This is a genomic window from Streptomyces formicae (assembly GCF_002556545.1).
Classification (GTDB): Bacteria; Actinomycetota; Actinomycetes; order Streptomycetales; family Streptomycetaceae; genus Streptomyces; species Streptomyces formicae_A.
Map to the genome: position 1 here is coordinate 6,020,089 of NZ_CP022685.1, position 13,003 is coordinate 6,033,091.

Consider the following 13,003-nt stretch of genomic DNA (forward strand, 5'->3'; position numbering starts at 1 on the left):
CGGACAGACCCTAGTCCCCCCGCCGCCGGATCTTGTTCCCCAGCCACACCAGCGGATCGTACTTCCGGTCGACCGCCCGTTCCTTCAGGGGAATCAGCGCGTTGTCCGTGATCTTGATGCCCTCGGGGCACACCTCCGTGCAGCACTTGGTGATGTTGCAGTAGCCGAGCCCGTGCTCGTCCTGCGCGGTGCGTTTGCGGTCGAGGCCGGAGTCCGCCGCCGCGTCCAGCGGATGCATGTCCAGCTCGGCGACCCGCATCAGGAAGCGCGGCCCGGCGAAGGCGCCCTTGTTCTCCTCGTGGTCGCGCACCACGTGGCAGGTGTCCTGGCACAGGAAGCACTCGATGCACTTGCGGAACTCCTGCGAGCGGTCCACGTCCGCCTGTTGCATGCGGTACTCGCCGGGACCGAGGTCGGCGGGCGGCACGAAGGCCGGGACCTCGCGCGCCTTCGTGTAGTTGAAGCCGACGTCCGTCACCAGGTCGCGCACCACGGGGAAGGCCCGCAGCGGTGTCACCGTGATGAGCTCGTCGGGCTCGAAGACCGACATGCGCGTCATGCACATCAGCCGGGGCCGCCCGTTGATCTCCGCCGAGCACGAACCGCACTTGCCCGCCTTGCAGTTCCAGCGCACCGCGAGGTCGGGCGCCTGGGTGGCCTGGAGGCGGTGGATGATGTCGAGGACGACCTCGCCCTCGTTGACCTCGATGGTGAAGTCCTCCAGGGCGCCGCCGCCGGTGTCCCCGCGCCAGACCTTGAATCGCGCGTCGTACGAACTCACTCGTACAGCTCCTCTTCGGCCAGGTACTTGACCAGCTCCTCCTTCTCGAAGAGGGCGAGCAGGTCCGGGCGGATGGGTTCGGTGGTCACGCGGACGAGGTCGATCTGGCCGCGTACGGGATCGGTGGCCGCCAACCCGCCGCTGGGATCGGTGAGTTGGCAGAGCAGGTTGACGCGGCGCCATTCGCGGCTCATCGCGGGATGGTCCTCGCGGGTGTGGCCGCCGCGGCTCTCCGTGCGCTCCAGGGCGGCCCGTGCCACGCACTCGCTGACGAGCAGCATGTTGCGCAGGTCGAGCGCCAGGTGCCAGCCGGGGTTGAACTGCCGGTGCCCCTCGACCCCGGCCCGCCGGGCCCGCACCCGCAGGTCGGCGAGCTTCTCCAGGGCCTGCGCCATCTCGCCCTCGCGGCGGATGATGCCGACCAGGTCGTTCATCGTCTGCTGGAGTTCCTGGTGAAGGGTGTACGGATTCTCCGGCGTCGCCCCGTCCTCGGGCCCCTCCGCGCTGAACGGCCGCAGCGCCTCGGCCGCCGCGGTGTCCACCTGCACCTCGTCCACGGCGGGCCGCGCCGCAAGGCCCGCGGTGTACCTGGCCGCGTGCAGTCCCGCGCGCCGTCCGAAGACGAGCAGGTCGGAGAGCGAGTTGCCGCCGAGCCGGTTGGAGCCGTGCATGCCGCCCGCGACCTCACCCGCGGCGTAGAGCCCGGCGACGCGGCGCGCTGCCGCGGTGTCGGAGTCGACCGCGATGCCGCCCATCACGTAGTGGCAGGTCGGCCCGACCTCCATCGCCTCCGCGGTGATGTCGACGTCGGCGAGTTCCTTGAACTGGTGGTACATGGACGGCAGTCGGCGCTTGATGACCTCGGCGGGCATGCGCGTGGAGACGTCGAGGAAGACGCCACCGTGCGGTGAGCCGCGGCCCGCCTTCACCTCGGAGTTGATGGCGCGCGCGACCTCGTCGCGGGGCAGCAGCTCGGGCGGGCGGCGGTTGTGGTCCGGGTCGTCGTACCAGCGGTCGCCCTCCTCCTCCGACTGCGCGTACTTCTCCTTGAAGACGTCGGGCACGTAGTCGAACATGAACCGCTTGCCCTCGGAGTTCCTGAGGACGCCGCCGTCGCCGCGCACGGACTCGGTGACGAGGATGCCCTTCACCGACGGCGGCCAGACCATGCCGGTCGGGTGGAACTGCACGAACTCCATGTTCAGGAGCGGTGCCCCGGCGAGCAGCGCGAGCGCGTGCCCGTCACCGGTGTACTCCCAGGAGTTCGACGTCACCTTGAAGGACTTGCCGATGCCGCCGGTCGCCAGGACCACGCTCGGCGCCTCCAGGACGAAGAAGCGCCCGGACTCGCGGTCGTAGCAGAAGGTCCCGCAGACCCGCCCGCCGCCGTCGCCGGTCTCCTCCTTCAACACCCGGGTGACCGTGCACTCCTGAAAGACCTTCAGGCGTGCTTCGTAGTCGCCGAATTCGCGGTAGTCCTCCTGTTGGAGGGCGACGATCTTCTGCTGGAGGGTGCGGATGAGTTCGAGGCCCGTGCGGTCGCCGACGTGGGCCAGGCGCGGGTACTCGTGTCCGCCGAAGTTGCGCTGGGAGATCCGGCCGTCGGGCGTGCGGTCGAACAGGGCGCCCCAGGTCTCCAGCTCCCAGACGCGGTCGGGCGCCTCGCGGGCGTGCAGCTCGGCCATCCGCCACTGGTTGAGGAACTTGCCGCCGCGCAGGGTGTCCCGGAAGTGGACCTGCCAGTTGTCGCCGGAGTTCACGTTGCCCATGGAGGCCGCGATGCCGCCCTCGGCCATCACCGTATGGGCCTTGCCGAAGAGCGACTTGCAGATCACCGCGGTCCGCGCGCCCTGCTCACGGGCCTCGATCGCGGCCCGCAGCCCGGCCCCGCCCGCGCCCACCACGACGACGTCCCACTGCTGCCGTTCCACTGGAGACATCAGAACAACCTCGGATCGTCGAAGGCGCCGGACGCGAGCAGGTACACATAGAAGTCGGCGAGCGCCACGCTCACCAACGACGCCCAGGCGAGCAGCATGTGACGGGCGTTCAGCTTTCCGACCCACTGCCACATGCGATAGCGGACCGGATGCTTGGAGAAGTGCTTGAGCTTGCCGCCGACGATGTGCCGACAGGAGTGGCAGGAGAGCGTGTACGCCCAGATCAGCGAGATGTTGACGACGAAGATCAGGGTGCCGAGGCCCATGTGGCCCCACGCGTAGTGCTCGTCACGGAAGGAGAGCGCGGTGTCGTACGTGAGGATGCCCGCGACCGGCACCGCCGCGTAGAAGAAGTACCGGTGGATGTTCTGGACGATCAGCGGGAAGCGGGTCTCACCGGAGTACTTCTTGTGCGGCTCGGCGACCGCGCACGCCGGTGGTGAGGCCCAGAAGCCGCGGTAGTACGCCTTGCGGTAGTAGTAGCAGGTCAGCCGGAAGCCGAGCGGGAAGATCAGGATGAGCAGCGCGGGGGACAGGCCCCACCAGCTGCCGAAGATCTCCCAGTTGGGGCCCGAGCGCATCGGCGCGCAGTTGTCGGCCAGGCAGGGCGAGTAGAACGGCGACACGTAGGGCGCCTGGTAATAGTCCGCGTTCGCGAAGGCCCGCCACGTCGAGTAGACGACGAAGGCGAGCAGCCCGGCGGCCGTCACCGCGGGCGCGAGCCACCAGCGGTCGGTCCGCAGATGGGCAGCGCCGATCGCGGCGCGCGTGCCGTCGCGCACGCCGCCTGCCGGGGTCCTGCCGCTTTTCGGTTGGGGTTCCGTGCCGGTGGCCAACGAGGCTCCACTCCTTCTTCCACGGTTGGGGGAGGGGCTCTGAGGGGCGTGGCTCAGGGCGCGCGGCGGTCGCGGGCGCCCAGGCCCTCGTCGTCGGAGTCCGTCCACAGAGCGCTGTCGTACGGCGTGTCGGGGATCGTCACCAGGTCCGGCCTGCGTGGCGCCCCGCCGGGAACGGGGGCGGCCGCGCGCAGCAGGGCGACGCTCTCCCGCAGATGGTCGGTGTCCGTGCGCACCCGGCGTACGTCGACGCTGTCCGCCAGCTCGTCACCGGCCTGCCGCTCCAGCTTGCCGACGGTGCGGACCAGGTCGTCGACGCAGCGCTGAAGATCCGTCAATTCATCGTGCAGAGCCATCACTTGCCTCACTTCAGGTGTGCGGTGGCAACGCTCATGCGCCTGCGAGTGTCGCGCGTCACATCCCGGCTTGTGAAGGGATCTGCACCGATTGCCGGGTCGACGGCCGTGAATGCGCCGGATCACGCGCCGGTCGCGTCGACAGGGACCGAAAGTGATCGCCGGTGACCGCGCCGTTGGGCCGCACGAGTGGGATCTGCGCGCCCCCACGTCGTGCCTCCGCCGCACCACCGATCCCGTCCCCTTCAGTGGGGCGATAGATGTGATCAGCTCCATATACCCCCAAACGTGATCAAACCCGGCCCGGACCTGGCAGCGGGCGGCCGGGCGAGCCCCGCACCCCGGAGGTACCAGCCATGTCCCACGACCGCGTCAGAGTCAGATCTGTCGTGTTTCTCGCGACGGGGGTACTGGCTCTGCCCGCCCTCGCCGGATGCAGCTCGAACGACGAGGCAGGACGGCCGACGGCGGGCCAGGACGTCGCACCCGCGGCCCGGGACCTGGTCGCCGACGGGGGAACCGTGAAGTGGGCGGTCGACGCCCTGCCCGAGACCCTCAACTCCTTCCAGGCCGACGCCGATCCGGGCACCTCGCGGGTCGCGGGCGCGGTCCTGCCCTCGCTGTTCAGGATCGACGCGCAGGGCAGGGCGCAGGCCAACCCCGACTTCCTGGAGTCGGCCGAGGTCGTGGAGAGCGAGCCCAAGCAGGTCGTCCTGTACAAGCTCAACCAGCAGGCGGTCTGGAGCGACGGCCGGGAGATCGGCGCCGACGACTTCGCCGCGCAGTGGCGGGCCCTCTCCGGCAAGGACACCGCGTACTGGACGGCGCGGAACGCGGGCTACGACCGCGTCGAGAAGATCGAGCGCGGCGCGAACAACCTGGAGGTGCGGGTCACCTTCGCCAAGCCGTACGCCGACTGGCGCTCCCTGTTCTCGCCGCTGTACCCCAAGCAGGTCATGGGGACCCCCGACGGCTTCAACGACGGCGCGCGCCGCAAGCTCAAGGTGACCGCGGGACCCTTCGCGCTCTCCGACGTCGACCGCAAGGCGGGCGACGTGACGCTGACGCGCAACCCGCGCTGGTGGGGCAGGCCCGCCAAGCTGGACAAGCTCGTGCTGCGCGAGGTGCCGCGCGACGAGCGGGCCAAGGCGCTCGCCGACGGCGACGTCGACCTGGCGGAGATCGACCCGGCGGAGGCGGACCGCATCACGCTGGCCGCCCGCGACAAGGGCGCGCAGGGGCCACTGGCGCACGGCCCCGGCTCGACGATCACCCCGGGCAGGGCGCTGCGCTCCTGGGCGATCGCACACGGCTCCGACGAGGAGGCCGCGGAGACAGAGGCGGCGGCGCGCTCCAAGACGCGCAAGGCCGTCAAGAAGTACGCGAAGGAGCAGACGGGCCTGCGCGGCTACGTGGTCCGCAAGTCCCTGGAGCCCGCCTACACCCAGCTGGCGCTCAACGGCTCGGAGGGCCCGCTCGCGGACGACCGGGTGCGCCGCGCGGTGGCCCGCGCCCTGGACAGGGAGCAGCTCGCCGAGACCGTGCTCAAGCCGCTCGGCCTGCCCGCGAAGCCGGTCGGCAGCCACCTCGCGCTGGCCGGGCAGCAGGCGTACGCCGACAACAGCGGGGCCCTCGGTGAGCAGGACACCACCGAGGCCAGGGCGCTGCTCGCGGACGCGGGCTGGATGCCGGGCGCCCCGCTCAAGGACAAGAAGGCCAAGACCGCGGGCAGCGAGGCGGACCGCAAGAAGAAGGCGCGCGAGTCCGACGAGGGCGAGGGCTCAGAGAACTCCGAGGCTTCGAACTCCGAGACTTCGAACTCCGAGACTTCGGGGGACGACGGCACGTACATCGTCGGCGAGGACGACGGGAAGCCCGGCGACAGCGGCACCACCGTGCTCGCCCCGGCCCCCGCCGCCGCCTACCAGCGGGCCGCGCTGAACCGGCAGGCCGACGTGCTGGGCCTGCCCGGCGAGGCCGAGAAGGAACAGAAGAAGAAGGACCCGGGCGGCCAGGCCAAGCAGCACGCCGAGAAGCAGTCCGCGGCCAAGTCCCACACCGGCTCCCACACCGGCTCCCACGACCAGGCCAAGGGCGGCGCCCCCGGCGCCTACGCGCCCCGGGGCACCGCGGCCCCCGCGGCGGTCGGCGGACCGCTCGCCAAGGACGGCAAGCCGCTCACGCTGCGCTTCGTGCTCCCGTCGGGGGAGGGCTCCGAGCCGCTGCGCGCGGTGGCCGACCGGATCACGCGGATGCTGGAGCGGATCGGGGTGCGCACCGAGATCTCCAAGGTCGCCGACGAGAGCTACTTCAAGGACCACATCGCGTCAGGACAGTACGACCTGGCGCTCTACTCCTGGCCCGCCTCCGCCTTCCCGGCCACCGACGCCCGCCCGATCTTCGCCAAGCCGGTCCCGGCCGCGGACGGCTCGCTGAACGTCGAGCAGAACTACACGCGCGTGGGCACGGACCACATCGACCAGCTCTTCGACCAGGCGGCGGGGGAGCTCGACGAGGAGACCGCCCGTTCCCTGGTCAGGAAGGCCGACGCCCGCATCTGGGCGGAGGCGGGCTCCATCCCCCTCTACCAGCGCCCCCAGCTGGTGGCGGCCAGGCCGAATCTCGCGAACGCCGGAGCCTTCGGCTTCCAGTCCCCGGAATTCGAGGACATCGGCTTCCTGAAGCCGGGCGCCAAGCCGTCGGTGAAGCCCTCGGAGAAGTGACGTACACCGCCTTCCGGAAAGTGGCGTACACCGCCTTCCGAAAAGCGGCGTACACCGAGTCTTCACGCGTCTGACGCTCAGATTCCGCTCAACTCCCTTGCCCGCCGCACACCCCGGCGGGCAAGGTCGTGCCTACCCATTGACCTGCGCTTTTCCCCTTCACCCCAGCTGCTCCCCGCACCCCGTCGAAGACGGCGCCCAGACCCCCGCGGAGGCCGCCTCCGCGCGAGCCACGTAGACTGGGGTAAGGCCGTGGCGTGTTGTCTGCCCGGCAGGGCACGCGTACCGGACCGTACGCGCCGCCGTCCACTCTTCCCGGGAGAAGCGCAGCTCGTATGCCCACGCGCCATGACATTCGTAACGTCGCCATCGTCGCCCACGTCGACCACGGCAAGACGACCATCGTCGATGCCATGCTCAAGCAGGCCGGTGCCTTCGCCGCGCATGCTGCTGAGTCGCTCGACGACCGCATGATGGACTCGAACGACCTGGAGCGTGAGAAGGGCATCACGATCCTGGCCAAGAACACGGCCGTCAAGTACCACCCCAAGGATGGCGGCGACGTCATCACGATCAACATCATCGACACCCCCGGCCACGCCGACTTCGGTGGCGAGGTCGAGCGCGGCCTGTCGATGGTGGACGCGGTCGTCCTCCTCGTCGACGCCTCCGAGGGTCCGCTGCCGCAGACCCGCTTCGTGCTCCGCAAGGCCCTCCAGGCCCGGATGCCGGTCATCCTGTGCATCAACAAGACCGACCGCCCGGACTCCCGGATCGACGAGGTCGTCAACGAGACGTACGACCTCTTCCTCGACCTGGACGCCGACGAGGACCAGATCGAGTTCCCGATCGTCTACGCCTGCGGCCGTGACGGCATCGCCTCGCTGACCAAGCCGGAGGACGGCACCGTCCCAGCGGACAGCACCAACCTGGAGCCGTTCTTCTCGACGATCCTGGAGCACGTCCCGGCTCCGGAGTACGACGAGGAGGCCCCGCTCCAGGCCCACGTCACCAACCTCGACGCGGACAACTTCCTCGGCCGCATCGCCCTCTGCCGTGTCGAGCAGGGCGAGCTGAAGAAGGGCCAGACCGTCACGTGGATCAAGCGTGACGGCACGATGCAGAACGTCCGCATCACCGAGCTGATGATGACCGAGGCGCTCACCCGCAAGCCCGCCGAGAAGGCCGGCCCCGGTGACATCTGCGCCATCGCCGGCATCTCGGACATCATGATCGGCGAGACCCTCGCCGACCCCGAGAACCCGATCGCGCTGCCGCTGATCACGGTCGACGAGCCCGCGATCTCCATGACCATCGGTACGAACACCTCGCCGCTGGTCGGCAAGGGCGGCAAGGGCCACAAGGTCACCGCCCGCCAGGTGAAGGACCGCCTGGACAAGGAGCTGATCGGTAACGTCTCGCTCCGCGTCCTGGACACCGAGCGCCCCGACGCCTGGGAGGTCCAGGGCCGTGGTGAGCTCGCGCTCGCCATCCTGGTCGAGCAGATGCGCCGCGAGGGCTTCGAGCTGACCGTCGGCAAGCCCGAGGTCGTCACCAAGCAGGTCGACGGCAAGACGCACGAGCCGATCGAGCGCATGACGATCGACTCGCCCGAGGAGCACCTCGGCGCCATCACGCAGCTCATGGCGACCCGCAAGGGCCGCATGGAGACCATGACGAACCACGGTTCGGGCTGGATCCGCATGGAGTGGATCGTCCCGTCGCGCGGCCTCATCGGCTTCCGTACGGAGTTCCTGACCCAGACCCGCGGCACCGGCATCGCGCACTCGATCTTCGAGGGCCACGAGCCGTGGTTCGGCGAGCTGCGCACCCGTCACAACGGCTCGCTGGTCGCCGACCGCTCGGGTTCGGTCACGCCGTTCGCGATGGTCAACCTCCAGGAGCGCGGTGTCATCTTCACCGAGGCCGGCACCGAGGTGTACGAGGGCATGATCGTCGGCGAGAACTCGCGCGCCGACGACATGGACGTGAACATCACCAAGGAGAAGAAGCTCACCAACATGCGTGCGGCTTCCGCGGACACGACCGAGAACGTCGTGCCCGCCCGCAAGCTCTCCCTGGAGCAGTCCCTGGAGTTCTGCCGCGACGACGAGTGCATCGAGGTGACCCCGGAGACCGTGCGCATCCGCAAGGTCGTCCTGGACCAGAAGCAGCGCGGCCGCACCGCCTCGCGCGCCAAGCACAGCTGACGCGGGCCCCTCCGGGGGCACGGGGGCCCGCTGCGGGCCCCGCACAACTGAGGCTGGCACACAGCCAGTTCGGGCTTCAGAGGCCGGTTTCCGACGCTCCTGCGGGGGCGGGGGAAACCGGCCTTTCGCGTAGCCGGGGACGGTACGGTGGCGCTTCTCGCCGCCCACCCGGTGACGCCTCGGCGACTCCAGGTCTCGAAGGTGACGCGAAGTGTCTCTCAGCAACCGGATTTCGGGCACCGAACGTCCGCTATGCGGACGTCACTGACCGTTAGATGTGTAACACGTCCGTTTCGCAACCATCTATCTCGGATCGGTTTGTCCGGATTTTGGAAGTTGTACGTGCCAGGTGTGATTGAACCGAGACCAAAAGGGTGTGGTCGGGCGGTACCTCATGGCTAATAGTTGACCGCGTATAGCTCGGGTCAATGGGTCACGCGCTGTGGGGAGCGCCGACTCACGAGCACACTGGGGTACACGATCTTCGCCGTCAGGGGTGTCGGCGGGATTTCTCGTACCCCCTCTTGTAGTGAACAAGTGGACTCATGAGGAGGAACCCCATGCGTGGTGCCAAGAGCGCCAAGTGGGTCGCGATAGCCGGTGTTGTGGCGCTGACTGCCACCGCCTGTGGCGGCGGCGACAGTGACAGCAAGGGCAGCGGCAAGGTCGACCCCAAGGGGATCGTCAGCTACGCCAACGGTGAGCCGCAGAACGCTCTGCAGCCGTCCAACACCATGGAGGCGTACGGCAGCGTCGTCATCGACGCCCTCTTCACGGGCCTGGTGTACTACGACAAGCAGGGCAACATCACCTATGAGAACGCCGAGTCGGTCAAGCCCGACAAGGCGAACAAGGTGTGGACCGTCAAGCTGAAGCCGGGCTGGAAGTTCCACAACGGCGAGGCCGTCACCGCCAAGTCGTACGTCGACGCCTGGAACTGGGCCGCCGACCCGGCCAACGGCCAGCAGAACAGCTCCTGGTACCGCGACATCGTCGGCTACGACGACGTCCACCCGGCGAAGGGCAAGGCCAAGAAGAAGGCCATGTCCGGTCTGAAGGTCGTCGACGAGAACACCTTCACCATCACGCTGAACTCCGGCATCCCGTACTACGCGTACAAGCTGGTCTACAAGCCCTTCTACCCGATGCCCTCGGCCGCGCTGAAGGACCCGAAGAAGTACGGCGAGGCCCCGGTCGGCAACGGTCCCTACAAGTTCAAGAGCTGGGACCACAAGAAGTCGATCAAGGTCGACGCCTGGTCCGGCTACAAGGGCGAGGACAAGCCGAAGAACGGCGGCATCGACTTCAAGGCGTACACGACGCCGCAGGCCGCGTACAACGACCTGCGCTCGGACAACGTCGACACGATGCCGCTGATCCCGGACAGCGAGCTCGCCAACTTCAAGCAGGACTTCGGCGACCGCGCCATCGAGCAGGACTTCTCGGCGATCAACACGGTCAACCCGGCCTTCTACAGCAAGACGTTCAAGGACATGGACGTCAAGGTCATCCAGGGCCTGTCGATGGCGATCGACCGCGACACCATCGCGAAGACCACCTTCGCCGGTACGCGTGAGTCCGCCTCGGGCTGGGTCGCCAAGGGCGTCAAGGGCTACAAGGCCGGCGCCTGTGGCGAGTACTGCAAGTTCGACCCGAAGAAGGCCAAGCAGTTCGTCAAGGACGGCGGCGGCGTTCCCGGCAACAAGATCTCGATCCAGTACAACGCCGACCAGCCGCACAAGGGCTGGGTCACGGCGGTGTGCAACTCCATCACCAAGTCCACCGGCGTCAAGTGCGTCGGCGACCCGAAGACCGACTTCCAGGCCGACACCGAGGTGCGGGACAAGAAGCAGGTCAAGGCGATGTACCGGTCGGGCTGGGTGCTCGACTACCCGTTCAACGGCAACTTCCTCGCCGACCTCTACGGCACCGGCGTCGACGGCAACAAGGGCGGCTTCTCGAACAAGAAGTTCGACGAGCTGACCAAGAAGGCCGACGCGGCCAAGACGATCGACGAGTCCGCGGCGCTCTACCAGAAGGCCGAGGAGTCCCTGCGGGACAGCTTCCCGGGCATTCCGCTCTGGTACAACAAGACGCTTTCCGCGCACTCCAAGAACGTGAAGAACGTGGTGTTCGACCAGGCCGGTGACCCCGTCCTGTCCGACATCGAGGTCTTCGAGAAGTAGTCGACGGAGGTCCGTTCCCGAAGCGACGCCCGGGTACCCCGGGCGTCGCTTCGGACGGCTCCGGATTGGACGGAGGCACCAATGGGGCGCTACGTCGCACGGCGACTGCTCCAGATGATCCCGGTCTTCATCGGGACAACCCTGCTGATCTTCATCATGGTCAACGTGCTCCCCGGCGATCCCGTACGGGCGCTGTGGGGGGACAAGCCGCCGGACCCCACCCAGGTGGCGCAGATCCGGCACGACCGTGGTCTGGATCTGCCGCTGTGGCAGCAGTATCTGCATTACATGGGCGGTTTGCTGCAGGGAGACTTCGGCAACACCATCGCCGGCAACCGACCGGTGCTCGACGAGATCACCCAGGCCTTCCCGGTCTCCATGAGACTGGCCTCGATGGCCTGGACGTTCGAACTCATCGTCGGCATCACCCTCGGTGTCCTCGCGGGCATCCGGCGCGGTCGGTTCGTCGACAACACGGTCACCCTCTTCACGCTCCTGGTGATCTCCGTCCCGATCTTCGTGGTCGGCCTGCTCTGCCAGCTGTTCTTCGGCAACGAGCTGGGGTGGATCACACCCACGGTTCAGGACTCCGAGAACATGGGGCAGCTGCTCGTGCCCGCCCTGGTGCTCGGCATGGTCGGTCTCGCCTACGTGGCGCGCCTGACCCGTACGTCCATCGCCGAGAACCGCCAGGCCGACTACATGCGCACCGCGGTCGCCAAGGGCCTGCCGCGCCAGCGCATCATCACCCGGCACCTGCTGCGCAACTCGCTGATCCCCGTGGTCACCTACCTCGGTACGGACGTCGGCGCCCTGATGGGCGGCGCGGTCATCACCGAGGGCATCTTCAACGTGACGGGCGTCGGCAACCTGCTCTTCCAAGCGCTGGCGCGCCGTGAGGGTGCAGTCATCGTGGGCATCGTCACCGTCCTGGTGCTCGTGTACCTCGTAGCCAGCCTGATCGTCGACCTGCTTTACGCGGTCCTGGACCCGAGGATCCGTTATGCCTGACCTCACCAAGACCTCCACGACGGACGAGACAGCCGCGGCGCAGGACGAAGTCGTGGCGGGTACCTCGGTCTCGGCCAAGGCCTCTTCGGGCAAGCCGCGCAGCCTCTGGGGCGACGCGTGGCGCGAGCTGCGGCGCAATCCGCTCTTCGTGATCTCCGCGGTCCTGATCCTGATCCTGCTTCTGGTGGCGGCCTTCCCCGGCATGTTCACCAGCACGAATCCGGAGACCGGCGACCAGGTCAACCACTTCCTCGGCAAGCCGAACCTCGGGCACTTCTTCCAGGCGGACTGGTTCGGTTACGACAGGACGGGCCGCAGCATCTACGCCCGCGTGGTGCACGGTGCGCGCAACTCCATCCTGGTCGGCGTCGGCGTGACTGCCCTCGTCACCCTGTTCGGTGGCCTGTGCGGCATGCTCGCCGGTTACTTCGGCGGTTTCTGGGACAGCCTCATCTCGCGTCTCATCGACGTGTTCTTCGGCATCCCGTTCCTGCTCGGCGCGATGGTCGTCCTGAACGCCTTCACCGACCGCACCGTCTGGGTCGTGATGGGCGCCCTGGCCTTCCTGGGCTGGACGCAGATCGCCCGCGTGATGCGCGGCGCGGTGATCACGACGAAGCACGCGGACTACGTGGTGGCGGCACGCGCCCTCGGCGCGGGAACCAAGCGGATCCTCTTCCGCCACATCCTGCCGAACGCCATCGCCCCGGTGATCGTCGTCGCGACCATCTCCCTCGGCACGTACATCGTCGCCGAGTCGACCCTGTCGTACCTGGGCCTCGGCCTCGGCGACGGTGCCATCTCGTGGGGTGGCGACATCTCCGACGCCACGCAGGACATCCGGAACAACCCGCACACGCTGTTCTTCCCAGCAGGAATGCTGAGTATCACGGTGCTGGCGTTCATCATGATGGGTGACGCCGTACGCGAAGCCCTCGACCCGAAGCTGCGCTGAGGGAG

General features: G+C 68.3%; 9 protein-coding genes. 5 read left to right on the top strand and 4 right to left on the bottom strand.

What is annotated here, in order from left to right; all coding sequences use genetic code 11:
- Nucleotides 1-10: 10 nt before the first annotated feature.
- The 4 genes from KY5_RS26440 to KY5_RS26455 are packed head-to-tail and all read right to left on the bottom strand — an operon-like array spanning nucleotide 11 to nucleotide 3,913.
- Nucleotides 11-781, bottom strand: coding sequence for a succinate dehydrogenase/fumarate reductase iron-sulfur subunit (locus KY5_RS26440; protein ID WP_098244563.1), 771 nt, complete (start codon nucleotides 779-781; stop codon nucleotides 11-13).
- A complete protein-coding gene (locus tag KY5_RS26445) occupies nucleotides 778-2,721 on the bottom strand; it encodes a fumarate reductase/succinate dehydrogenase flavoprotein subunit (RefSeq protein WP_098244564.1) in 1,944 nt (647 codons plus the stop codon). The genes KY5_RS26440 and KY5_RS26445 overlap by 4 nt, the downstream gene beginning before the upstream one ends.
- A complete protein-coding gene (locus KY5_RS26450; RefSeq protein WP_098244565.1) occupies nucleotides 2,721-3,557 on the bottom strand; it encodes a hypothetical protein in 837 nt (278 codons plus the stop codon). The genes KY5_RS26445 and KY5_RS26450 overlap by 1 nt, the downstream gene beginning before the upstream one ends.
- Before the next feature lie 53 nt (nucleotides 3,558-3,610).
- Nucleotides 3,611-3,913, bottom strand: a complete 303-nt coding sequence (locus KY5_RS26455; RefSeq protein WP_098244566.1) for a hypothetical protein — start codon at nucleotides 3,911-3,913, stop codon at nucleotides 3,611-3,613.
- A gap of 356 nt (nucleotides 3,914-4,269) precedes the next feature.
- On the opposite strand from KY5_RS26455, the gene KY5_RS26460 reads away from it, so the two are divergent.
- The 5 genes from KY5_RS26460 (at nucleotide 4,270) to KY5_RS26480 (ending at nucleotide 12,998) form a co-directional block, all read left to right on the top strand.
- A complete protein-coding gene (locus KY5_RS26460; protein ID WP_098244567.1) occupies nucleotides 4,270-6,636 on the top strand; it encodes an ABC transporter family substrate-binding protein in 2,367 nt (788 codons plus the stop codon).
- Nucleotides 6,637-6,971: 335 nt separating this feature from the next.
- A complete protein-coding gene (gene typA, locus KY5_RS26465) occupies nucleotides 6,972-8,846 on the top strand; it encodes a translational GTPase TypA (protein ID WP_098244568.1) in 1,875 nt (624 codons plus the stop codon).
- Between the two features lie 560 nt (nucleotides 8,847-9,406).
- Complete coding sequence (locus KY5_RS26470; RefSeq protein ID WP_098244569.1) at nucleotides 9,407-11,032, top strand: peptide ABC transporter substrate-binding protein; 1,626 nt, start codon at nucleotides 9,407-9,409, stop codon at nucleotides 11,030-11,032.
- Nucleotides 11,033-11,113: 81 nt separating this feature from the next.
- Complete coding sequence (locus KY5_RS26475; protein ID WP_098244570.1) at nucleotides 11,114-12,043, top strand: ABC transporter permease; 930 nt, start codon at nucleotides 11,114-11,116, stop codon at nucleotides 12,041-12,043.
- Nucleotides 12,036-12,998, top strand: coding sequence for an ABC transporter permease (locus KY5_RS26480; protein WP_098244571.1), 963 nt, complete (start codon nucleotides 12,036-12,038; stop codon nucleotides 12,996-12,998). Before KY5_RS26475 ends, KY5_RS26480 begins: the two co-directional genes overlap by 8 nt.
- Nucleotides 12,999-13,003 lie beyond the last annotated feature (5 nt).